13 protein-coding genes are annotated in these 24002 nt (G+C 55.7%); 6 read left to right on the forward strand and 7 right to left on the reverse strand.

The window, feature by feature from the left end:
- Positions 1 to 7 precede the first annotated feature (7 nt).
- Positions 8 to 931 carry an N-acetylmuramic acid 6-phosphate etherase gene (gene murQ, locus CGZ80_RS07490; RefSeq protein ID WP_233148289.1) on the reverse strand — a complete coding sequence of 308 codons (924 nt, stop codon included), beginning with the start codon at positions 929 to 931 and terminating at the stop codon, positions 8 to 10.
- Positions 932 to 1027: 96 nt separating this feature from the next.
- Here murQ and CGZ80_RS07495 point away from each other — a divergent pair, with 96 nt between their 5' ends.
- The 3 genes from CGZ80_RS07495 (at position 1028) to CGZ80_RS07505 (ending at position 6023) form a co-directional block, all read left to right on the forward strand.
- Positions 1028 to 2287: an exo-beta-N-acetylmuramidase NamZ domain-containing protein gene (locus tag CGZ80_RS07495; RefSeq protein ID WP_094412946.1), complete on the forward strand. Its 1260-nt coding sequence runs from the start codon at positions 1028 to 1030 to the stop codon at positions 2285 to 2287.
- 140 nt (positions 2288 to 2427) lie between these two features.
- Positions 2428 to 3831 carry a TMEM43 family protein gene (locus CGZ80_RS07500; RefSeq protein ID WP_094412948.1) on the forward strand — a complete coding sequence of 468 codons (1404 nt, stop codon included), beginning with the start codon at positions 2428 to 2430 and terminating at the stop codon, positions 3829 to 3831.
- A 149-nt stretch (positions 3832 to 3980) separates the two neighbouring features.
- Complete coding sequence (locus CGZ80_RS07505; protein WP_233148290.1) at positions 3981 to 6023, forward strand: M3 family metallopeptidase; 2043 nt, start codon at positions 3981 to 3983, stop codon at positions 6021 to 6023.
- 40 nt (positions 6024 to 6063) lie between these two features.
- Here the strand turns inward: CGZ80_RS07505 and CGZ80_RS07510 are convergent, their stop codons facing one another.
- Positions 6064 to 9384: a PVC-type heme-binding CxxCH protein gene (locus CGZ80_RS07510; protein WP_094412952.1), complete on the reverse strand. Its 3321-nt coding sequence runs from the start codon at positions 9382 to 9384 to the stop codon at positions 6064 to 6066.
- Between the two features lie 181 nt (positions 9385 to 9565).
- Here CGZ80_RS07510 and CGZ80_RS07515 point away from each other — a divergent pair, with 181 nt between their 5' ends.
- Positions 9566 to 12685 (forward strand): error-prone DNA polymerase, encoded by a 3120-nt coding sequence (locus CGZ80_RS07515; RefSeq protein WP_094412954.1) that lies wholly within the window; start codon positions 9566 to 9568, stop codon positions 12683 to 12685.
- A gap of 582 nt (positions 12686 to 13267) precedes the next feature.
- Here the strand turns inward: CGZ80_RS07515 and CGZ80_RS07520 are convergent.
- The 4 genes from CGZ80_RS07520 to CGZ80_RS07535 form a co-directional block, all read right to left on the reverse strand.
- Positions 13268 to 16252 carry an exo-alpha-sialidase gene (locus CGZ80_RS07520; protein ID WP_094412982.1) on the reverse strand — a complete coding sequence of 995 codons (2985 nt, stop codon included), beginning with the start codon at positions 16250 to 16252 and terminating at the stop codon, positions 13268 to 13270.
- A gap of 66 nt (positions 16253 to 16318) precedes the next feature.
- Positions 16319 to 17968, reverse strand: coding sequence for a sodium:solute symporter (locus CGZ80_RS07525; RefSeq protein WP_094412956.1), 1650 nt, complete (start codon positions 17966 to 17968; stop codon positions 16319 to 16321).
- Positions 17968 to 18915, reverse strand: a complete 948-nt coding sequence (locus CGZ80_RS07530; protein WP_094412958.1) for a dihydrodipicolinate synthase family protein — start codon at positions 18913 to 18915, stop codon at positions 17968 to 17970. The genes CGZ80_RS07525 and CGZ80_RS07530 overlap by 1 nt, the downstream gene beginning before the upstream one ends.
- A complete protein-coding gene (locus CGZ80_RS07535) occupies positions 18912 to 19613 on the reverse strand; it encodes a GntR family transcriptional regulator (RefSeq protein ID WP_094412984.1) in 702 nt (233 codons plus the stop codon). Before CGZ80_RS07535 ends, CGZ80_RS07530 begins: the two co-directional genes overlap by 4 nt.
- Positions 19614 to 20169: 556 nt before the next feature.
- On the opposite strand from CGZ80_RS07535, the gene CGZ80_RS07540 reads away from it, so the two are divergent.
- Positions 20170 to 21072, forward strand: coding sequence for a helix-turn-helix transcriptional regulator (locus tag CGZ80_RS07540; RefSeq protein ID WP_158222597.1), 903 nt, complete (start codon positions 20170 to 20172; stop codon positions 21070 to 21072).
- Positions 21073 to 21153: 81 nt separating this feature from the next.
- Here the strand turns inward: CGZ80_RS07540 and CGZ80_RS27555 are convergent, their stop codons facing one another.
- Positions 21154 to 23022, reverse strand: a complete 1869-nt coding sequence (locus tag CGZ80_RS27555) for a di-heme oxidoredictase family protein (RefSeq protein ID WP_143543788.1) — start codon at positions 23020 to 23022, stop codon at positions 21154 to 21156.
- A 561-nt stretch (positions 23023 to 23583) separates the two neighbouring features.
- On the opposite strand from CGZ80_RS27555, the gene CGZ80_RS07550 reads away from it, so the two are divergent.
- A complete protein-coding gene (locus CGZ80_RS07550; RefSeq protein ID WP_094412961.1) occupies positions 23584 to 24000 on the forward strand; it encodes a CBS domain-containing protein in 417 nt (138 codons plus the stop codon).
- Positions 24001 to 24002 lie beyond the last annotated feature (2 nt).

Genomic DNA, 24002 nt, shown 5'->3' on the forward strand with positions numbered 1-24002 from the left:
GAGCGAGCTACTTCTGTCCGGATTCGAGTGCCAATCGCAATTGCCCACCGCTCTGCCGCAGTCGCTCACGCGCTTGGATTGCCGACACGGAACATCGGGCACTGACGATGGCCGTTTTCAATTCGCCGTCACAGCGATCAAGAACCGCTTGCGATTCTTCGTTCGATAGCCCAGTTAAACGAGACATCAATCGGCGAGTCCGCGCGACCAATTTTGCATTGGACGCACGCAGGTCGACCATCAGGTTGCCGTAGGTTTTGCCAAGCCGAACCATCGTTCCAGTGGTCAGCATATTGAGAACCATTTTGGTCGCCGTCCCTGCTTTCATCCGAGTCGAACCGCTGATCAGTTCCGGCCCAACGACTGGCGTGATCATCCATTCTGCAGCCTCGGCAAGCGGAGAGTTTTCGTTGCAAGCCAAACCAATCGTCGACGCGCCCAACGATCGAGCATAGGCAACCGCACCGATCACATACGGCGTCCTACCGCTGGATGCGATCCCGACCAAGACGTCTCCTTTGCAAAAGCCGATCTGGCGGAGGTCGTCGGCACCTCGCTCGGGTAGATCTTCGATGCCTTCCGCCGCACGCCGCAATGCCGAATCACCACCAGCGATCAGACCGATCACCATTTCCGGAGGGGTGCTAAAGGTCGGCGGGCACTCCGACGCATCAAGTACACCCAAACGCCCTGATGTCCCGGCACCGACGTAGACGAGTCGACCGCCGCTACGGATTCGATCGCTAATGATTTCGATCGCCTGGGCAATCGCTGCCTCTTCTTTGCCGACGGCATCGGCGATCATCGCATCTTCGCGATTAAACAGTCGGACCAGTTCAATGGGAGAGAGCGTGTCGATCGATTCCGATCGCGGATTAACACGTTCGGTCGTCAATAGCTCTAGCTGCTGGTCGATGGGGAGATCGTCCATTTACGAGATGCCGGCGAAAAATACGGTGCGGGGAAAAGCGGTATGATAGCCGCCACGCTTTTCCGTCCCACCTGCCGTCAGCGAGATTGTCCACCTATGTTTCGAAACGCCAAGAATCAACGATCCGGGAATTACTCGGCGTTTGCAAACTGGGCAAGCGCTCTGCTGGTGATTGTCAGTTTGAACGCGACCGCTGGGGGCCAAGAAATCAGTCCCGCTACGACTGCCATCCCGCCGGTTCTTACCGGAATTGACGTTCTAAAACAGAACGGATTCAAAGACTTGGTAGGAAAACGTATCGGCCTGATCACCAACCACACCGGATTGGATTTTCAAGGATGCGAGACCGCAGTCCTTTTGCATGAAGCGAAAAACGTGGATTTGGTCACGTTGTTCAGTCCCGAACACGGCTACCAAGGAAAACTCGACCAGTCGACGATCGGCAACGACAAAGACAAAGCGACCGGACTGCAAATTGTCAGTCTGTACGGCAAGACACGTCGCCCCACTGCAGAGATGTTGGCTGATATCGATGTGCTCGTCTTCGACATCCAAGACATCGGGGCGCGATTCTATACCTATATCTCAACGATGGGCGAAGCGATGATTGCCGCCAATGAGCATGGCAAACGGTTCGTCGTTCTCGATCGCCCCAATCCGATCGACGGCGTTTCGATCGCGGGCCCAATGCTGGATCATGGCACCGAATCCTTCGTTGGTTTCCATCATCTGCCGATCCGACATGGAATGACCATCGGTGAATTGGCGATGATGTTCCATTCAGAATTGAATCTTTCGGCGCCGCTGGATGTGATTCGCTGCCAGGGCTGGCACCGCGAGATGACCTTCGATGAGTGTGGATCGGTTTGGGTGAACCCGTCGCCCAATATGCGATCGCTGACACAGGCGTTTCTGTATCCCGGTGTCGGCATGTTGGAAACAAGCAATCTGTCGGTCGGGCGCGGTACCGACACTCCGTTCGAAGTGATCGGTGCCCCGTGGATTGAGCCGATTCGTTTCGCGCAATCACTCGATAAGGTGCCAGGAATGGTTTTCGTTCCGATCCGCTTCACTCCCGATGCAAGTCGCTACAAAGACGAAGCCTGCGGCGGTGTCAATCTGGTGATCACCGACCGAACGGCGTTTGATCCGATCCGTCTGGGAATCACGCTCGCCGTCACACTGCAACGCCTTTACCCCGATCATTGGCAAGCGGAACGCGCGAACAAATTGCTGGGCAGTCAATCGACATTGGACGCAATCTTGGCCGGCCAATCGGTCTCGGAAGTGATGCTCCAAACAAAGATCGGGTTGGACGACTTTGCCCAGCGTCGATCAGAATTCCTGTTGTATTGAGCGACCATCAATTCCCCGTGCATTTTGAGCCTATTTCCTAGGCAATTATGCAATTCACGTCGTGGCAACACGGTGGAACATCTTCGCGTTCTCGTTCTATAATCCGCCCAAACAGTTACCGATAGCGAAAGGAAGAATTGATGGGAACACACGTCACTGAAGAATCTTGGTTTGGAAGAATTGGTGGAGCGATTAAAGGAATCCTGTTTGGCGGATTACTTGCGATTCTGTCAGTGCCGCTTTTGTTTTGGAACGAAGGACGCGCCGTCCGCACGGCAAAAGGATTGAAAGAAGGGGCCAGTGTCGTTGTCGATATCCAACCTGAAAGTGTGGATCCGGCGAACGATGGAAAATTCGTCCACCTTTCTGGGGACACCAGCACGAGCGAGTCTCTCCAGGACCACGACTTTGCTGTTTCGTATGACGGAATCCGCCTGACGCGGAATGTGGAAACCTATCAGTGGCATGAAAACAGCGACACGCGTACCGAGAAAAAGCTTGGCGGTGGGAAGCGTCGCACCACGGAATACACCTACGAAAAAGGTTGGCACAAAGGCTTGATCGATTCGACCGAATTTGATGAGCCCGATCATAAGAACCCGACACAGACCCTGTTCGCCGAACAGGTCCGTCAAGCCAACGATGTCCGTGTCGGTGAGTTTCGCTTGCCCGACTCGTTGATCGATATGATCAGGGACGAACAAGCCTACAAGATCGAAGCAGCGAACATCCCCGAAGCATTGCGACAGCGGGCGGTGATCAGGAATGACGGCGAGAACGGTCAAGCGACTCTGTATATCGCAGCCGAAACCGCTGTCAGCAGCACGCCAGCTGGGGCTGCGTCCGAAGCTTCGCCAGATCCCAATCGCGAGACACCGACAGAGAACAAGCCTGTCTCTGAGGAAGACCAAGAGGTCTTGGACCTCATCGCTCCGCATGTGCAAGATACCGCAACAACCGAAAATGCGTCAGCTGAAGACACTACGAAACAAGCGACGTCGCAATCGGCGACGGTTTCACGCGACCCATCGGTCGATCCGCAAATCGGCGACGTTCGGGTCTGGTTTACCACGACGCCAGTTGGTCCGGTGAGCTTATTGAGCCAACAAACAGGCAATGGCTTTTCCCCCTTCGAGACACATTACGGAACGACGATTCACACCCTGGAAAACGGGATCATCAGTTCTGCGGAAATGATCGCCCATGCCGAATCTGCTAACCGGGTCATGACCTGGGCGATCCGGGCGGGTGGGTCCTTCATCATGTTCCTAGGACTCGTTCTGATTCTGCGTCCGCTGGCCGTTGTTGCAGACGTGCTGCCGTTTCTGGGCTCGCTGGTAGGGTTCGGATCGATGCTGATCGCGGGATTGTTGACCATTGCCGGGGCAACCACGGTGATCGCGATTGCCTGGATCGTGTATCGCCCGCTACTTGGGATTAGCCTGTTGGTCGTCGCGGCAATCGCTTTGTATCTGATCTTCTCGCGAGGCAAGAAACGTCGCGGTGGTGGTCCTGAAACGTTGACTGCATCGGATTTGGCGTAAACTTCACTGTCGTCAAACCTATTTTTCAAAAGGTCAAGAGCATGCGTATCAGAAAGCGATCCCTGGGTGTCGTGCTAGCCCTGGTTTCCTGGGCACCTTCCGTACAAGCACAATCAAACGATGTGGATTCCAGCAAGGAGCAAATCGAAATGACGGATTCTGTGTTACTGCAACCTTGGACCGGACCCTACGGTGGCGTTCCACCTTGGGACCGTGTTCGCCGCGAGGAATTCACCGCGGCGTTTGATGCGGCGATCAAGATGGCTCAGGCCGATATTGATGCGATCGCCAACCAATCTGAACCGCCGACGTTTGAAAATACGGTGGTCGCGATGGAGAATGCGGGAAAAGCTCTCGACCGACTCGACGCGATCTTCGGTGTTTATTCTTCGAATCTGAATGTGGGCCCGATCCCAGACATCGAACGCGTTGTCGCACCGAAGTTGTCCGCGCACTCGGATAGCATCTATCAAAATGAAAAGCTGTTTGCCCGCCTGGAACAGATTTTCAAAAACGCTTTCGACTCGTTGGCCCCCGCACAGCAACGACTGATTGACGACCTTTACAAGACATTCGTCCGACGTGGTGCCAAACTCAGTTCGGCAGACAAGTCCCAACTGTCGCAAATCAACGCCCAACTCGCGCGGCTCTACACCGATTTCAGCCAGAACGTTCTCGACGACGAAAAGAAGTACGTCACTTGGATCGACAGTGAATCGCGGCTTGACGGGCTTCCCGCCAGCGTCGTCGCATCGATGAAGCGGGCTGCCGAAGAGCGTGGACAATCCGGCAAGTGGGCCGTCACCAACACGCGATCTTCGATGGATCCCGTACTGACCTATGCGAACGATCGCGCACTTCGCGAAGAGGTCTGGCGAACCTACTACAACCGTTGCGACAACGGTGACGCAAACGACAACAACGAACTGATCACCGAAATATTGGCACTGCGTCTCAAACGTGCAAACTTGCTGGGCTATGCCACCCATGCGCATTGGCGTCTCGAAGGCACGATGGCAAAAACGCCTGAAGCCACCGAAGAACTGATGGATCAAGTCTGGCAGCCAGCCGTCGCACGGGTTCACGAAGAAGTCGCCGACATGCAAAAGATCGCCGACAAAGAATCGTCGGACAAAATCACGATCGAACCTTGGGACTATCGCTACTATGCCGAGAAAGTCCGCAAAGCAAAATACGATTTGGATCTTGGCGAAGTCAAACCGTACATGCAACTGGACAAACTTCGCGAAGGCATGTTCTGGGTCGCCGGCGAACTATTCGGATTCCAATTCAAACCTGTTACCGATGTCCCCGTGTTCCATCCCGACGTAAGCGTCTGGGAAGTCACCAACAAGGCAGGCGACCACATCGGTCTTTGGTACTTCGATCCGTTCGCACGCGAAGGCAAACGAAGTGGCGCATGGATGACGGCGTACCGTGTGCAACAAAATATTGATCGACCGATCGCGCCGATCGTTTCCAATAACAGCAACTTTGTCAAAGGCGGGGAAGGCGAAGTTGTACTGATCTCGTGGGATGATGCGACAACACTCTTCCACGAGTTCGGACACGCCCTGCACGGATTGTGTTCTTCGGTCGAGTACCCGTCACAAGCCGGTACTTCAGTAGCGCGAGACTACGTCGAGTTCCCTTCGCAAATCCTTGAGCACTGGTTGGAAACGCCAGAAATTTTGCAGCGGTTCTGTTTGCACTACGAAACCGGCGAGCCTCTGCCGCAGTCCTTGATCGACAAAATCAACAACGCGTCGACGTTCAACCAGGGTTTTGCGACCGTTGAATACCTGGCCAGTGCGATCGTGGACATGAAACTTCACACGACCGACCAAACGCAAATCGATCCCGATCTGTTCGAACGCGAAACGCTCGCCGAAATCGGCATGCCAAGCGAATTGCCAATGCGTCACCGCACGCCGCACTTCATGCACATTTTCAGCAGCGACAGCTACTCCGCCGGCTACTACAGCTATCTGTGGGCCGATGCGTTGACCGCCGATGCGGCCGAAATGTTCGAACAAGCCGGTTCGTTCTACGATCCGGAAGTTGCAACTCGGCTTCGCGAAAGCGTGTTCTCCGTCGGTGACACCATCGATCCCGCCGAAGGTTTCCGACGATTCCGCGGACGTGACGTCGATACCTCAGCTTTGATGCGTAAACGCGGATTCAGCAACTGAGTTGACCGCGGTCGCTGATTGTCTTGCGACCAGAGCGTTGTTAGCGTCGACTACGAAGGTACGCGACCAGATCGCGTACCTCTTGGGCCGATAAGACATCTGTCATATCAGGCATCAGCGAGACTTTCTTATCAGCGACTTGTTCGATGTCATCTTGAGCGAGTTTCAATTTTTTGCCTTTCGCATCGATCAACACCAGATAGTCATCGTCTTCGCTTTTGAGTACCCCTTGGACAACGTTCCCGTCGGACAGCAAAACGGTTTGGACGTTGTACTTCGCCTCGATATCCGCACTCGGATAGACCACCGCACGCAGCAAATAATCCGCGTCACGTTGCTTGGCGATATGCGTCAGCTCCGGCCCAATGTTGCTGCCGTTTCTACCGATCTGGTGACAGCGACTGCACTGGGCACGCAAGTCAGTTTTGAAGATCCGCTCGCCCTCAGTGGCATCACCACCATCGCGAGCCAACGCGAACCGGCGTAGTTTCTCAGACGGCAGCTTGGCAAGCGTCTCCGTCGCATTGATTTGTTCAAACAAATGCGACTGGATCGAGTCTGGTTCGCCTTCGCCACTCAATGCCGCGTAAACATCCAGCTGCAACTCCGATGGTAAATCGCCGTTCAACCATTGCTGGCCAAGTTCGGCCAACAACGCGTTTGCACGGTCGGAATGCATCGCGGCCAATAAATTGACGACGACTTGCTTGACCGGGAACTTTGCGTGCCGCAAACGATCCTCCAGGACTGGGAGCGATCGTGCCGGATCAAGCTCGACCGCGGTGGTGATTGCGGCTTTCGCGATCGCGTCACTTGGATCGCGTGACAATGTCGCGAGTACGTCGAACTCGCCGATCATCTGCGTCGCTTCGAGTCGCAATCCGGTGGGCGTCGTACGATCGCTTGCCAAAGCCGTGAGTGCATCCGCCGACAAGGTGATTTTCAATTCGCGTGCAGCCTTCGCCGCCGCGACACGCACCTCAACCGGTGAGTCCTGAATCAACGCGACCAAGGCTTCGGTCACATCGGTTTTATCAAACGATCGTTCGGCGCTGACATCACGTCGCCGTCCATCCACTCGGTCCAAAACCGGTGGCTTGATCCAAGCCGCGATGGCGTCGCAGGCGTCCGCACGCAAGGACTCGGATTGCGATCCATCCGCCGCGAAACGCAGCACTCGTGCGGCCGATTCGGCATCTCCCAAACGCAAGTTGGCGTTGATCGCTCGTCTTGCCAAGCCTTCCGAAAGCGGACGTGCTTGTTTCAATGTTGCCGCGAGACCAGGCAACGCTTCGTCGATCGAAAAGTCGTCGTGAATTGCTCGTGCTGCTTCCGTAGCGACATGCATCGAAGGATCGGCGAGGTATGCGGCGACAAGCGGGGAATGCATCCGCCGTAGTGCAACGACAGCACACAGCCTCGCGACTTCGGAATGACCGGCGACTTTGGATGTCAGTTCGCCCGGGGTCGCGCATCGTGTCAGTCCGGTCGCAATCGCATGCCGCAGGTAGTGGTTTTCAAATTCGGTTCTGTCGGCAAGATTGATCAGTGTTTCAAACCCGGCCGGTGTGGGTGACCGACCAAGTGCCAGTGCCGCATGAACCAAAACGTGCGGGTCCTTGTCCGCAAGTGCCACCACGAAGTCTTCTGGGACGTCGTGGTTTGATTCGCCAAGGACCTTGATCGCCACCAAACGAATCTTGGCGTCTTTGTCTTGAAGCAAGTTTTTGATCGTTGCAGTTGTCAGCTTGCCCTGGCGGATCAGTTGCCCGACTCCCCAAATCGCGTGGACTCGCGCGAGTTGATTTGCAGTGGGATCGTTCGCGAGTTTGACCAATCGATCGCCAGCGTTTCGGCGGACCAATTCGAACTGAAGTCGCTGACGTACACGCACATCGATGTGGGCCAGCGATTCGACGAGGGCACTGGTCTCGATTGCCGAGAGATCTTCGTTCAGCCATTTGATTACGGACTCTCGATCCTGACGTTCGGAATCGGTCAACTGATCCGCTGGCACATCGATACGCTGGACTGAACCAGTCTGGGTCAACGGATACCCGCCGCCCCAGTCCGCACCATACAGCCCGCCATCGGGGCCAAATGCGATCCCGACGATCGGAACTCCGCTGCCGATCTCGTGATCGTCAACCATCCGGTACGAATCACCGTTGGGCTCGACACGAAACGCGAACTGACGACCATTGGGAGCGCTGGTCATAAAGAAAAAATCGCGGTATGCCGTCGACAATGCCGCACCAGGATTGACTTTAAATCCGGCCGGGCCATCCACGTAGTAACTGATCGGCGGCACGATGTAGGCGGGGTGCTCGTCGGATGCGGTTTCCCACAGCTTCTCCTCCGTCCAAGGATTGTATTTGCCCGATCGATACTGGTAATTGCATCGCCAGCCGGCATCCATTTGATCGACAATCCAAACGAATCGCTCGCGTTCACCCGGCTGATCCGAATCGTTATCGATGCCAAAGATATTTCCGTACGAATCGAAGGCGAACTCTTGAACGTTGCGCAGACCATGGGCGAAAACTTCGAAATCGGATCCGTCGAGGCTGCACCGCATCACGCCACCCTGATTGGGATACAAGATTCTCTTCCCTTCAGCTGTCGTGACCGAGATACCTTTGTCACCGATTGACCAATACAGTTTGCCGTCGGGACCGATTGCCAGTCCGTGCATGTCGTGTCCGGCATACGCGATGTGCAGGCCGAAACCGGTTGCTACGATCGAACGCTCGTCGGCGACATGGTCGCCATCGCGATCAACGAGCTTCCAAACATCGGGCGCGATCGTGGCATAAACCGAATCCTCATGATGCAGCACCCCCGCGGCGATCCCGGTGACTTCCGTTTGAAATCCTTCGGCGAAGACATTGGTTTCGTCGGCCGTGCCATCCCCATCGCGATCGGCAAGCCGGTGGATCCGTTCGCTGATCACCGTCAAGTCACGCCAATCGTGCCGACCATCGCGATTGACGTCGCCGACGTGGCGTGCGGCTTCCCTATCGTCGCCATCGATCGCCAAGCGTTCGTGGTAAAACGCACGTTTGTCTTCCACGGACTGGAATCCAACGTCGTTGGGGATCCAATCGGTGTTCGCACGAATGTCCAAGTCCTGAATTTTGCGGCGCTGTGTCTGCGTGACGTAAACCGTCCCGTCATTGGCAACGCTCACGGCAACCGGGTCCGGGACATTGATCGATCCGCTCCATGCCCGATATTGCAAACTCGGAAAACCATCGCCGCTTTGCTGGCCGTGGCATTGGTTGGCGAACAGAGTCAGTGGCGAAATCGTCAGAAGCGCTAACGCGAGACGAAACCGTTTGAAACGTGGCGAATACGACATTCGACGTCAATGACCATCAACGGGAGGGAGTGGAATCGGAAGGGGGAGTCATTGTAGTCGAACGGGGCCAGTCCCCGCGATCCGCCCGGGGTCAATCCCCGCAATCCGCCCGGGGTCAACCCCAGCAATCCGCCCGGGGGCAGGCGTTGTCAACTTTCGATCAGGCGTCTACCGTTGATCCATGCGATACGCGGAACTGCACTGTAAAAGCAACTTCACCTTTTTGCGTGGGGCGTCTCACCCCGACGAGCTGGTCAGCCGGGCAATCGAGCTCGGTTATGCCGCGATGGCGCTAACAGACCAGGAAACCTTGGCTGGAGTGGTTCGAGGATTCGGGACCGCTCGCGATGCCGATTTTCACTACATCGTCGGTTCGGAAATCCATCCGGTGGACGCCCCGGCGATGGTGCTGTGGCCGACCGATCGCGACGCCTACGGCAGACTTTGCCAATTGATTTCCCGCGGGCGGCTGCGCTGCGAAAAAGGCGAGAGCGAAATTCGCTGGGAAGACGTCGTCGAATTCAGCGAAGGCATGATCGCGGGTGCGTTGCGTGCAGACGGCGTCGACGGATCACGTCCCGAGCTGACACGCGAGTTCCTGCGTGGGCCGTTTCGTGACACGTTTCAACGGTCCGCGTATCTGTTGTGCTCGCTGCACATGGGCCCCGACGATCGCGCCACAGCGAATCGCTACCAAGAACTCGCCCTTCAATCTGGTGTTCCCTGTGTCGCATCCGGCAACGTTCACTATCACACCGCCGAACGAATGCTGCTGTACGATTGTGTGACAGCCATTCGAAATGGCACGACGATCGATCAAGTCCACCAACAACGGTTTGCAAACAGCCAGTACCACATGCGGTCATTGAAAGAGATTCAGTTTCTCTTTCGTGACCTTCCCGGCGCGGTCGAACGCACCGTCGAAATCGCTAGCCGATGCCAATTCAGCTTGGCCGAATTGCGATACGAATACCCTGAGGAAATCGCTCCGCCAGGGATGTCGCTGATCGAACACCTCAAGCGGTTGACTTGGGAAGGCGCGCTGCAACGCTGGCCGGATGGGGTCCCACCACACGTCATCGATCTGCTGCGTCACGAGATGGAGTTGATCGAGGAGCTGCATTATGAAGCGTACTTCCTGACCGTCTGGGATATGGTCCGCTTTGCCCGTAGCCGCGATATCCTATGCCAAGGCCGCGGTAGCGCTGCCAACAGCACCGTGTGTTACTGCCTTGGTATCACCAGCGTCGACCCGACGCAAAACGATTTGCTGTTCGAACGTTTCATCAGTCGCGAACGCAACGAAGCCCCCGACATCGATGTTGACTTCGAACACCAACGTCGCGAAGAGGTGCTGCAATACCTCTATGAAAAATACGGACGCGATCGCGCCGGCATGACCGCGACGGTGACGAGTTATCGCGGGAAAAGTGCGATTCGTGAAGTTGGTAAAGCTTTGGGCTTGTCAGCCGACATGATCGATTCGCTGTCCAAAATGGCCGGGGACTATCGTGGCACTGACGAAAAAATCCCCAATGGTCTCGACGCATGTGGACTGGATATCGAATCCGACATCGGTCAGCGGTTTGCCTATTTGGTGCAGAACCTGATGGGATTTCCGCGGCACCTGTCGCAACACGTCGGCGGCATGGTGATGTCAGCCGGCAAGCTCTGTGAACTGTGCCCGATCGAGAACGCGGCGATGGAAGGCCGCACCGTCATTCAGTGGGACAAAGATGACTTGGACGAGCTGGGCATTTTGAAAGTCGACGTGCTTTCGCTGGGAATGCTCTCGGCAATCCGTCGATGCTTCGAATTGGTTCGGCAACACCACGGAAAATCATGGTCGCTGTCAACGATTCCGCATGGTGACCGACCGACGTACGACATGATTTGCAAAGCCGACACGATGGGCGTCTTTCAAATCGAAAGTCGAGCGCAGATGAGCATGCTGCCTCGGTTGCGTCCACGCTGTTTCTATGACTTGGTCGTCGAGGTCGCGATCGTGCGTCCCGGTCCGATCCAAGGCGACATGGTCCACCCGTACTTGAAAGCCCGCGAGAACCCGAGTGCGGTTCGCTATCCGAACGACGCGATCAAACAGGTACTACACAAGACGCTTGGCGTCCCGATATTTCAAGAACAAGCGATGCGGTTGGCGGTTGTCGCCGCCGGCTTTACCCCAGGCGAGGCCGACCAACTCCGGCGTGCGATGGCCGCTTGGCGTCGCCCCGGGGTGATCGACAAGTTCCGGATCAAACTGCTCGACGGGATGAAACAGAACGGGCTGACTGGCAAATTCGCCGAGCAAGTGTTCAATCAAATCCGTGGCTTCGGAGAATATGGATTCCCCGAATCGCATGCCGCCAGCTTTGCGCTTTTGGTTTACGTGTCTTGCTTTTTAAAACGACACTATCCCGCCGCGTTTTGCTGCTCGCTGCTGAATAGCCAACCGATGGGATTCTACGCCCCGGCCCAACTAGTCGCCGACGCACAAAAGCATGGCGTCGAAGTGCTTCCGGTCGACGTCAATCAAAGCGACTTTGAATCCTCGCTCCAGCAAACTCCTTCGGGTCGTGGTCCAGCAATCAGGTTGGGCTTGCAAACCATTCGTGGCTTGCCAAACGAAGACGGCCAACGCATTGCCGCCGAGCGTGAACGTGGTGGTCCCTACCGCGACGTAACCGATATCACGCGGCGAGCCAAGATCGGTCAGTCGGTCGTTTCGCTGCTCGCTGATGCGGACGCATTGAAAGGCTTGGTTGGCGATCGTCGTGCCGCGGTTTGGCAATCGCTCGGACAATCCGATGATCCACAGAATGCACCGCTATTAGACTCGCTGGACGAGGACGAAGCGTTGCCGGAAGATTTGGTGGCGATGTCGCCACTGGAAGAAGTCTTTGCGGACTACAACACGACCGGGATGAGTCTGAAAGCGCACCCGATGTCTTTTGCTCGCGACGAGCTTCGTCAGAAACGCTGCGTCACGGCGGAACAATTGCCTGGACTGCGTGACGGTCGTCATGTCCGCATCGCGGGCTTGGTCACCATCCGCCAGCGTCCTGGTACCGCCAAAGGAATCACGTTCGTCACCTTGGAAGACGAAACGGGTTCGATGAACCTCGTGATTTTTCCACAGGTTTGGCAAGCGTTTTTTCAAGTTGCCAAAACGAGCAACGCTTGGCTGGTGGAAGGCAAGCTCGAAAACAAACAAGGCGTGATCCACATCATCGTCGGTCGCCTGACGGATCTTTCGAGTGAAGTCGAAGGCTTGCGTCTCCGCTCAAGAGATTTTCACTAACGGCCTGCTTGCAAGTCGACCACTCGTTACAAGGCTCCCGCCAGCCAACACACACCCGAAACAACAAGACGACAGGCAGAGCCTGTAAGACAGTGTGTGACAAGGCAGAGCCCCGTCACAAGGTCAACCCAACACTCGTTACAAGGCTCCCGCCTTGTGACGCAATGCATGCAGGCTCCCGCCTGCCCAGCACAATCCAGACCAACGAAACGGCAGGCGGAGCCTGCAAGGCAGTGTGTGACAAGGCGGAGCCCTGTCACAAGGTCAAGCCACCACTCGTTACAAGGCTCCCGCCTTGTAACGCAATGTTCGCAGGCTCCCGCCTGCCAAGTTCAAACCCAGACCAACAAAACGGCAGGCGAAGCCTGAAAGACAGTGTGTGACAAGGCAGAGCCCTGTCACAAGTTCAACCCAGCACTCGTTACAAGGCTCCCGCCTTGTGACGCAATGATCGCAGGCTCCCGCCTGCCCACTTCACACCCAGACCAACAAAACGGCAGGCGGAGCCTGCAAGACAGTGTGTGACAAGGCGGAGCCCTGTCACAAGATTAAAGCCCTGGCACAAGGTCAAGCGATCGCTCACTACAATCGCGTTGGGTCGATCACCACATGCTTGACCTTCTGCCGTTTCCAGGTGTAAACGGCGTGCACCATCCCGTCGTCCGATTGAATGATCGCCGGGTAACTGAACTCTGCTTTCGGCTCTTGCTCCAGCGTCGCGACTTGTTTCCAAGTCCTGCCATCTTCCGAGATCGCCAGATTCAACAGCCCGCGGCGTCCCCAGCCCGTGTCTCCGCTATCGAGATGGTTGTAGATCAACAAATGCCGTCCATCGGCGAGCGTCACGACATCGATTCCCGAATTCGGGTTGGGCAGTTCCGTCGCTTCTAGCTTCGACCACGTCTCGCCATCGTCGCTTGATTCCGTGCTGGCGATCACGCCTTCCTTGGTTCGGCACAGAGCGACCAACGTGCCGTCTGCTCTCCGCATGATCGTCGGCTGGATCGCATTGAACGTGGACGCATCATTGATCGGGCCGATGCGTTTCCATGTCCCTGCCGGCACGCCGTTTTCTAACTCCGTTTTTTCAAAGTGAATTCGCCACCCCGCGTTTTCGGTCGAGGAACCACAAAGCAGCGTGCCGTCGTTTAGTAGGAACGGCTTGCATCGGACGGGACCATCGATCCCTTCGGGCAAGCGTTTTCGATCCCGAAACGTCCGTCCGCGATCGTAGCTGATCATTAGCTCGCCCCACCAAGATTGTGGATCCGGCCCGACTTTGAAAAACAGCATCAACGGCCCGTCACCGGGGGCTTGGTACAACACTGGATTCCAGCAGGGATAACGCAAACCGTCGTGCTGGACGCCGGTGGCAACCTGCTGCGGACGCGACCAATTTCCGCCGTCGTTGTAGCTGGTCCAAATGCCAACGTCCTTGTTCTTTTCACGCGTCCCCGCGAACCATGCGGCAACCAAACCACGACTGGTCATGCAAACCGTGGAAGCATGGCACTGCGGCGTCGGCGGATTATCAAAGACGAACGCTTCACGAACGATCGCATCGCTCGGTTCCTCGGTTCCGTTGTTGGTAGACTTGAACGAAGCCGTCATCTGTTGTTCCGTGAAATGGATGCAATCATCGTGTTTGGCAAAGTACAGGCGGCCGTTTTCGGCACCGACCAGAAGGTCAGGTTTACCGTCGTTGTCGAAATCACATCCTGCGGGGCTGCTGGTGTGACCGGCAACATTCCTGGCAGCCAAATTACCGACCTTTTTCAATAGCACCTTGCCGTCACGTTCCGAACAATTGCGGTACAGGGTCGCGTTTTCTGAATTGACCAAGACGTCCAACTTGCCGTCTCCGTCCCAATCCACGACATCCAATTTGACACGTCCGGATCGTCCCGCCGAGTTTCGATTCAGCTGCAACGGTTGAGCGTCCGCGTCGACAAAGATCCGTTCCGCGGCACCTACCGAACCCGTCGACGGGTCTCCACGCCGAAGAGTCAGGTACCCTTGCTGGTCTAGTAACACGAGGTCCAGGGTTTGGTCATCGTCAAAATCAATCGCAACGGGTGTTGTACGCCATTGCGTCAGTGCGGCGGGAGATTTTGTTCGCCACCAATACCAAGCCGGCGGTGCTTCGCTCGGCCCATCGTCAAAAGCAACGTTGTGGAACGTGCCTCCTTCGTTGATTAGCACACCAAGTTGCGACAGGATCGAGTTGTAGATGATGTCGCCATCTCCATCACCGTCCCAATCCGCGACCGACAATGTCGTGTAGCCCCACTTCGCTTCACAGGGGCCTTGAATCGAACCGTTTGCGCCTGCCATCACACGAAACGGTTCGCTGGTGCCGGCGGTTGTTTTCACTTGAACCAATTGCGGTGCCGACCACTTGGGCAAGCCATTTTCGCCGGGGCCTTCGTTGGTGAAGATCGCGATATTTCCGGCGGTGTTGCCACACACGATGTCTTGGTCACCGTCGCCATCGATGTCATAGGCATAGGGAGTCGCGAGGGCACCGAATTTCAGCGAATCGGCTTGCTGCTGAAAATAGACAGGTGCCTTGAACACGGGCAAAGCACCGTCAAGCGTTCCTGTGTTTTCGACGAACGCCACTCGGCCGTCTTCGTCACCAACGATCAAATCGAGGTCACCATCGCTGTCCCAATCGAACGCGGTTGGCGTGATCATTTGCAAGTGCAAGACCAACGGGGCGCCGGTGTCGTCTTTCAATCGCGAGCCCGCCGCGTAGTCAGGCTTTTCGCGTGATCCGACGTTTTCGAAGTACGTGAAGCCGTCGAGGAATTCGCCGCACAACAAGTCGAGGTCACCATCCCCGTCGAAGTCGGCGAAGTTTGGTGAAGGCCAACCGAAGACATCGATGTCTCCGCCAGCGGCTTGTAAACGCACAGGTTTATCGGAGTAGTTGGGCGATTCAGCACTACCTTCATTTTTGATGATGTAGACATAGCCATGCAACGGACCGTTTTGCCAGCGTCCCATCGAGTCGTAGGCATGATCCCAGGCCAGATCCGTCCAATCGCCAACACCAACCGCGATGTCTTGATCGCCGTCTCCATCGAAATCGACGTACCGCCACATGTTCGCTCGGACACCGTTTTGATGGACGTTTGCTTGGGAATAGATCTTAGTAGCTTTCTCGAAATCGAATTTCCCCGTCGCCGCGTCACGTGCATACTCATTGCCGGGCTGCAAGACACGTGGCTGTCCATCGACATAGCTCACCTGCATATTCTGCGTTGCTTTGCCAAGTCGAACGCCGGGACGAAACACCGGCATCGGGTTGCTGGGGTCGTCGCTGGCATTTTCGAAAAAGTAGACACCATTGGACGGCTTGTCAGGACACGCGACCAACAAGTCATTGTCGCCATCGCCGTCATAGTCCATCGGCATCGGCCATGCCCACAAGCCAACGCCTAAGTCAACGACCACGTCGGGTTGGTTGTATTCAAGCAGCCGAAGTTTGTAATCAGTCTCTGCGGCCTGGCTGGTACCGGTGAATGATGCAACAGCTGCGAGCGATGCGATCAGACGCTTCATCATGAGAGGTTCTCGAGGTGGGGAGGGCAGGGAAGTGGGAGAAAAGCGGGGGAGGAACTCAACCGATCATTGAACTCCGGTGGAGGAATCGCGTTGCAGCCGATCGATCAATTGACCGGCAAAGATGATCGCCAACGGACCAATGGCGATGATCAAGTACTGGTGGAACGGGCTGGCGACTTCTGCGAAAACACCGGGCCAATAATCCGTGATGGAAAACGTCATCCAGGCGATCAGCACCATTCCGAACGAAAGAATGCCGATCGCTTGCAAACCGGTGATCTTGCGAGACGTCACCCCAAGTAAAAACAGCCCAACGATTCCGGCACCCAGCACGCCGGACAGCGTCCACCAAATATCCAGAATGCTGTTCGTCAAACGGACCAGCACCAACGCCATCGCGGTCCCCATCGTTCCCCAGATCAACGTCGCTTTACGAAGCACACTCATTCGCTGGGAATCGTCCGCATCGGGCTGTTTCAGACGTACAAAAAAGTCACTCATCACCAGCGTGGCGGACGAGTTCAACCCGGTCGACACCGTACTCATTGCGGCGGCGAACACAGCCGCGATCAACAAACCTCGGATACCAATCGGCAGATGAGCGGCGATGAAATGGGGGAAGACCTTGTCACCAAGTTCACTCTCTTTCAACGTCGCAACGATCTCGGCGCGTTTGTCAGCGTAACCGGGTGAATCGGTGCCGATTCCGGCCTGCATCAGTTTCTGGTCAACAACGATTTGCCGAACCTCTTGCAACTGGTCGGGCTGGCTTTGATAAAAACCATACAGCGCCGTCCCGATAAACAAGAACAATGCACTGACCGGGACATACAAGAGCGCCCCAAGCCAGATACTTTTCGCGGCCTCGCGATCGCTACTGGATGCAACGTAGCGCTGGACATAGCTTTGATCGACGCCGAAGTTTTTCAAATTCTCGAACAACCCGTAGACCAGCACGACCCAAAACGTTTTCTCGTTAATCACAGTCGGCGACCAACTACCCCATGAAAACTTTGCGTTGTCATTTGCAATTGAGATCACTTGTGAAGGCCCTTCCGGCATCCCGGTCATGATCAATACCAACGCAAGGATCGCACCAGCGAGTAGTACAAAGGCCTGAACCGCATCAGCCCAGATCACCGCGGTGACACCGCCAATAAACGAGTACGCGGTCACGATGATCCCCGTGACGATAATCAACACACGAATGTCCCAGCCAAACAACACGGACATCGGCAGCGCCATGAGGTACATCACCACGCCGATCCGTGCGACTTGAAACAACAGATAAAAACTGCTCGCGAAAATCCTGGCCCACAACCCGAAGCGATGTTCAAGCAGCGAGTAGGCACTGACTTCGCCAGACGCACGGTACATTGGCAAGAAATAACGAACCGCGATCCATGCCGCTGGCGGTAAGGCGAGCGAAAAGGCAAACGCATTCCAGTTCGCGACAAAGACACTGCCGGGCAACGCGAGGTAACTGATGCTGCTCAGGTACGTCGCAAAGATCGACATCCCACAAAGCCAGCCGGGCAATGATCGGCCACCGGCGGTAAATTCATCGGACGAGGTGTTCCGTCGCCAGAAGTAAACTCCGATCCCCAGGATTCCTGCGAAGTAAACCACCAACACGGTCCAGTCAACCGCACCGAAATAGCCTTCTTGTTCGCCGTCCTGCGCGATCGCCAAGATGCCCGACACGTCGATCATCAATCGACCTCGGCGGTTTGGCGGTGTTGGTCCGATAACGTGATCCCGATTCCACCCAGAATCTCAGCAACGCGTTTTCGTTCGGGATCTAGAAAACGGTTGAACGGATCAGCCGGCAAGTCGTCGCAGATGCCGATCAGTGACAATGCCGACTTGGTCGCTTTGATATGCCGTGATGCGTATTTCCCGATGTCGTAGATTCGCTGGAACTCACGGACCGCTTCGAAACCCTTCGCAGCGGCAGCTTGGTCTCCACTGACGATGGCCTTGAACCAGTCGACGAACGTTGTTGGCATCACATTCGCTCCGCCGTTGACGCCACCGTCACCGCCGAGTTCGACCGCTTCACGAAGCATGATCTCGGGTCCGATCAACACCGACCAATCGGGTCGAATTGATTTTAGTTTGCAAACTTCGGCAAAGTACTCCAGATCACCGCTGCTGTCTTTCACGCCGATGATGGAATCGATTTCCGAAAGCGTTCGCAGCGTTTCGATTTCGAACCAAACTTTCGTCAGTCCTGGCATGTTGTAAAGCATCAATGGCAACGGAATCAGCGGAGCAATGTTTTGCACATAGCGTGTCAGTTCCGTTTGGCCTGCCGGAAAGTAATACGGTGTGGTCAACACCGCGGCATCGGCACCAACCTGCGCCGCGTATCCGGCCAAGGCGACGGTTTCGACGAACGCGGTATCAGTGACGCCGACCAACACAGGAACCCGTCCGGCAACGATTTCGACCGTCCGGGAAATCATTTCGCGACGCAGCCGATAGCTCAGACTGGGCGCTTCACCGGTCGTTCCCAAGATAAATACACCTGCCACCCCGCCTGCGATCACATGGTCTAGCAATCGCTGTAGTCCATCATGATCCAGCACGTCGCGATCGGACAACGGCGTGACGAGAGGCGGCACGATACCGCGAATGGATTTGACGTTTTGAGTCACTTGATTTCCCAACGTTCGGTTTGCTGCGACTGAATCGCTTCCAAAGTAATTTCCAATCCGGCGCGAATGTGACGCTGCATCGCTTTGGCGGCTTCGTCACTGTCCCCTGCGATGATTGCATCCAACACCCGTTGATGATCATCGCATGTCGCGGCCATGATCGCGTCGTCATAGCCATGGCGAGGCGTCGCAAAGACGCGAGTGAGTGTGTTCGAGTTTTCACTCAGCCGAACCATCATTTGGTTGCCGCCGCTGTTGATCACCAACATGTGAAAGGCGAGGTCGGCTTTTTCGAATTCCAAACACTCGTCGACATTGGCGAGTGGTTTCTTTCGACGCTTGACCTTCGCGGCGATGTCACGCATCCGTTTGAGCGTGCGGGCGATCGTCTGCTGCTGCGTCGGGGTCGATCGAATCGCGGCTTTGCTTGCCGCATAAGGTTCGATCGCTTCGCGGACTTCATACAGCTCGACTAGCTCCTCTGCGCCGATCGATCGGACAACCGCACCAAGTTGTGGCACCAGTTCGACAAAGCCTTCGTTGGCCAACAACCCGATCGCTTCGCGGACCGGCGTCGCACTAATTCCCAACTCACGTCCGATCGGCCCGTAGCGAATACGACTACCGGGAGCGAATTCGCCAGCGATCAATCGGTCACGCAAATGTTGGTACGCGGCTTGGGCGTGTGTGGTGTTCATGGCTCGATTCAACAGAAAGCTACAGAAGTCTATAGACTTTAACCGCCGCCGATATCCGCCGCAACCAATTGCCATGCTTGCCGGATAGCCGACCGAACCAGCGTTGGCCGGAATTCCGCTTGAGTCAATGAATTCGCAAATGCGCATCGCCACGCAGCCAGCCCCGTAGATACTCCGAAACACTTGCGAATTCCTCCGGTCTTGTTCGCCAGCCATACGCTCGCGACGCGTGCATTGCTAGGGATCGCTACCACCACCGCGAGTGCGATTGGAGCTGGCAAGAAGTCCCGCGGGATCGGCGGCCTGCCGTGATGTTTGTTGATCAGTCGGACGAGTTGCGTGGTTGTTTCGATCGCTGTTTGGCCGCCCTGTGCCGAGTATACAAACCCGCCCCACTCAAACGGCCAGACGCTAGATCACCCCGAAGTCGAGGACTTCGAAAAATGCGATTGCTGGCGGAACCGCTCGCAATCTTTGGTGTTCAACTAATTCAAACTGCCTAAATTTTCATATCGCGTTGTCAATGGTCCCCGAGCTTGAACCCCAGTCGCCCAGGATGGTCGAAACCCTGCTGGCATCCCTGTATTTGCCACGCTGGGAGACTGCCATGCGAGTTATTGGAACCTCTGATTGCGTCCGCATCCCCGATGGCACGGCGGTCTTGGTGGTAGTCCAAGGTGGCGAAGTCACCGTCACTTTAGCGGGTTCAAGTGACACAGTCCATTTAACCAGTGGCGACCACGCCGTTTCGACGGGTGCACAGGAAACACTCATCCAACCTGCGGGCGGTGCCGCGAAAGTCCTGCTCGCTACCTTTGACGCGATCGGACTTGAGCACAATCGGATCGACAAGTTGCTCCCATCGCTGACGTTGATCCAGTGCAGAGAGTTTGAAAGCTTGCGCCGATCGAATGGCTTGCTTGAGAACGCGGCACGCCTAGGTTTCGACGGCGAGACCTGGGGCAATCAGCTGATCATCAGCAAGCTCGCCGAAGCGATCTTGCTGCAAGCGTTGGCGACAGAATTGGATCGCTCGATTCCTGATTTCTTCGAAATGCCGCAAGAGCTGATGGATGCATTGTCGGATCGCAACATCGGCCCGGTGATTCGCAAAATTTGGTCAGACCCTTCGCTGCCGTGGACGGTCCCCATGATGGCGAGACTCGCACGCCTTTCGCGGTCAACGTTTGCCGAACGCTTCCGTAGCTTGGTTGGCGAACCACCGCTTCGCCACCTCACAGAAGTGCGAATGAAGCTCGCCTGCCGACTGCTTTCCGAAGGCGGCCTGGGCGTGACAGCGATTGGCCGCATGGTCGGCTATGAGAACGGCTCTTCGTTCAGCAACTCGTTTAAGAAATGGGCCAATCTTTCGCCGCTCGAATTCCGCAAGCAAGCTCACGGGGCTCCGCTTGGTCCGGACGTTCAAATGAGCGATAAAGCGGCAAGCGTCCAGATCTGAACGGGGTGCGTCTTCGGCGATGACCGCGAACGTGTCCCCCACGACATCATTGTCGGTGGGGGTGCAATTCAGAGACGCCCACTAGCGAGTGGCGACGGAAGTCAGCGGCTGAGCCACGGGAGCGACCATCGTTTCCAGGAACGCCAACACCGCGTCTCGGCCAGACTTGGGAAGTGTCAAGAATCGATCGCGAGTCCCTGCGGCTTCGCCGTCATGCATCGTGATCGCTTCTAACAACGTTTCGGCGCGGCCGTCATGCATGTAGGGAGCCGAATCGGCAACACCCCACAACGGCGGCGTCCGCCATTCTTCGTTGAACTTCGTCGGCTCAAACCGGACCCGCAGGTATGTGTCCATCATCAGTGTCTGGTCCGTCGTGTCATGGAAGTCACCGACGAGGCTGGTTGTCGAGCGAGTGAATTCCTCTCGATTGATGCTGCTGTCAACCACAATCTTGTCAACCTTCGTTGACTTTGACGCATCCAATATCTTCTCTGTCGATTTCGGTGTAACGAGAATCGTTTCCGAAGGATATTGTGGCGCGACGAATTCGAAGCCGGGGCTTCGCCTGAACAATCGCTGAGCGGCGAGTGCGCGGCGGTTCGGACGGTACCCACTTGTCGTTTCTCGCTGGACGGGAAGGTCCCTCGAAAAAGCTTGCGGACTGTCGAATTGATCCGTCGTAACTTGAATTTCCGTCGAGGGACCATAATAAGCGCCCATCACCGTTTCGGTACCGGTCGCATCGCCCGTTAGCTGGCGACTACTCAACAATCGCGGAACTCGTTCGAGCGAAACATCGCGGACGTATGGCTCGGCATGATTCAAGTCCATCGAAACTGCGCCCATCTCATGCAGCAACAAATCGGTGTATGCGCCCGTCGCAGGTCCAAGATTCGGCACATGGCAAACGGCGCATCCGACCGATGCAAACAACTGCTCGCCTTGGCGCACTTGCAATTGATCTTCAGGCTCCGCCGGAACTCGACGTGAAGGGGCCGGCAGCGCCGCCAAGAAGTCACGCATTGCACGCACTTGGTCGGTAGAAATATCGACAGCCGGATTGCGATAGCTGGGGTTGGTTGGGTCGCTTGGCTGTGGTCGCCGATTCGTCCGCAAGCCAACTTCGTTGGCGCAAGCCTGATCGGTGAAGTCGATCAAAGAAGCAAGGTTTCCACGCCAACCGAATTTTCCAAATCGGCCATCGCGCAAGGTCGATGGACGACCGCTAATTTCAGGGTGTTTCTTCTGAGCGTTCGCCTGTTGTTTAATTGCCAGGTCAGGAACCTGGTCTAGTAAACCTGCACCATAGAGAGCCGTCGTATTGCGTTGGAATAAACGCGCTTGCACGGTCAGGGTGTAGTCACCCGACTTGGTTTGATAGGTAATTGGAAACGCATTTGCCCGACGGACTTCAGATGCGTTCGCAGAACCACCTTCGTCCGCAAACTCAGCCGGCAGCGTACTAAGCAATTTAGACCGGCCGGCATCATACAAGTTTGATCCGCCAAAGTGCGAAATGGCACAAGTATTAATCAGAGTACCACCAGCGATCTCAAACCCCGGGTGCAATGATTTCACCATCGCCGCCAGGATATCGGGCGAAACATCACCGCCGACAATTTGAAGCTTTTCGATCCCAACTGTTTTTGCATTGAACTTGGCTTCGCCGCCACCGCCGACACCGCCTTGATTGTGGCAACCAAGGCAGGAATCAGAGTTAAAAAGCGGCCCCAAACCGTCACTACCCAAACGCGGGTTTTGACTTACCCAACGCTGCTCGAAAAGCCGTTTGCCGAGCGCAACCGAAGCCGGTGTGGGACCGGCGGGCGAAACGGCAAGCAATTCAACGCTAGAGCTAACGAACAGAGCCGCGGTTAGCATTGCCAGTGCTTTCCCTGCAGCAGCTTTCGTTGACGCAGACTTCACCCACGCAAACTTCGTTTTCATCAAGAAACGCCTCTTTGAAGTGATAAGCATAAATCTTGTGAATTAAAGATCCGCTCGGTGACGTCGAACATCAATTGATCGATCGCTTCGAGCTTACACCTTATCCACAAATGTGCAGGCAAGACAATTCGATGGAGGCGTATGAATTGTCTTCCTGATTCGCTAACGGTCCCCTTTCCAGACAGTTTGTCGGTTCGTCAGCCAATTGCACTGTAGGGGGTTGGCATTACCCTGTCAATCTTTTTTTTATTCGTGCACGACAGCACGCATCGGGCGGCTGTGTCACGACCGAAACCAACCATAAAGTTTCACAACTGAAACGAGTGCAATAAAAGCGTACTTTGGGTGGTCATAAAGTGACATTCAAAAACAGCCACGCTGAGACGTGGTGTCGCGCCGCGTTAGCTTTGCCTGCGTCACTTTAGGACATGCCCCGAAGGATGCATTGCGACGCTTTCGTGATCGACGTAAGACATCGTTCAAAACGTGATTGGTGTTTTGAAAACGCTTGCCATGAACGACTTGCCTTGCCAATCACGACAGCCAACGGAGACTTGAGCGATGAAGAAGAATGAACCTGTTTCCAAAGTCATGTCATCCGCCGTGCAAACCGTCCATGACGGCGAACCGGTTTCGACGCTGCGTAAAATCTTTGAAGGCGCCGGAATCCACCATGTACCGGTACTCAGCGGCGAAAAGCTGATCGGGATTGTCAGCTGGAACGACTTTATGCGCGTTTCGTTTGGCGCGTACGGAACCGAAGACGCGCGTAATTTGGACGAGATCATGGATCACACCTTCAAGCTTGCCGACATCATGACGGCCGATCCGACGACAATCTCTTTGTCAGGAACGATTCGCGATGCCGCAAGGGTTCTTGGTGAAGGCAAGTTCCACGCATTGCCTGTCGTCGACGGTGACAAACTTGTCGGGATCGTCACTTCAAGCGACTTGATTCGATTCCTGTCGGAACTGTAATC

Source organism: Rhodopirellula sp. MGV, from assembly GCF_002251265.1.
GTDB lineage: Bacteria > Planctomycetota > Planctomycetia > Pirellulales > Pirellulaceae > Stieleria > Stieleria baltica_A.

Coding starts and splice junctions, on each gene's coding strand:
- CGZ80_RS07540 (WP_158222597.1), top strand. CDS start 20,170: ATGGTCGAAACCCTGCTGGCATCCCTGTATTTGCCACGCTGGGAGACT.
- CGZ80_RS07525 (WP_094412956.1), bottom strand. CDS start 17,968: ATGATCGACGTGTCGGGCATCTTGGCGATCGCGCAGGACGGCGAACAA.
- CGZ80_RS07510 (WP_094412952.1), bottom strand. CDS start 9,384: ATGTCGTATTCGCCACGTTTCAAACGGTTTCGTCTCGCGTTAGCGCTT.
- CGZ80_RS07505 (WP_233148290.1), top strand. CDS start 3,981: ATGACGGATTCTGTGTTACTGCAACCTTGGACCGGACCCTACGGTGGC.
- CGZ80_RS07500 (WP_094412948.1), top strand. CDS start 2,428: ATGGGAACACACGTCACTGAAGAATCTTGGTTTGGAAGAATTGGTGGA.
- CGZ80_RS07520 (WP_094412982.1), bottom strand. CDS start 16,252: ATGAAGCGTCTGATCGCATCGCTCGCAGCTGTTGCATCATTCACCGGT.
- CGZ80_RS07535 (WP_094412984.1), bottom strand. CDS start 19,613: ATGAACACCACACACGCCCAAGCCGCGTACCAACATTTGCGTGACCGA.
- CGZ80_RS07550 (WP_094412961.1), top strand. CDS start 23,584: ATGAAGAAGAATGAACCTGTTTCCAAAGTCATGTCATCCGCCGTGCAA.
- CGZ80_RS07515 (WP_094412954.1), top strand. CDS start 9,566: ATGCGATACGCGGAACTGCACTGTAAAAGCAACTTCACCTTTTTGCGT.
- CGZ80_RS27555 (WP_143543788.1), bottom strand. CDS start 23,022: ATGAAAACGAAGTTTGCGTGGGTGAAGTCTGCGTCAACGAAAGCTGCT.
- murQ (WP_233148289.1), bottom strand. CDS start 931: ATGGACGATCTCCCCATCGACCAGCAGCTAGAGCTATTGACGACCGAA.
- CGZ80_RS07495 (WP_094412946.1), top strand. CDS start 1,028: ATGTTTCGAAACGCCAAGAATCAACGATCCGGGAATTACTCGGCGTTT.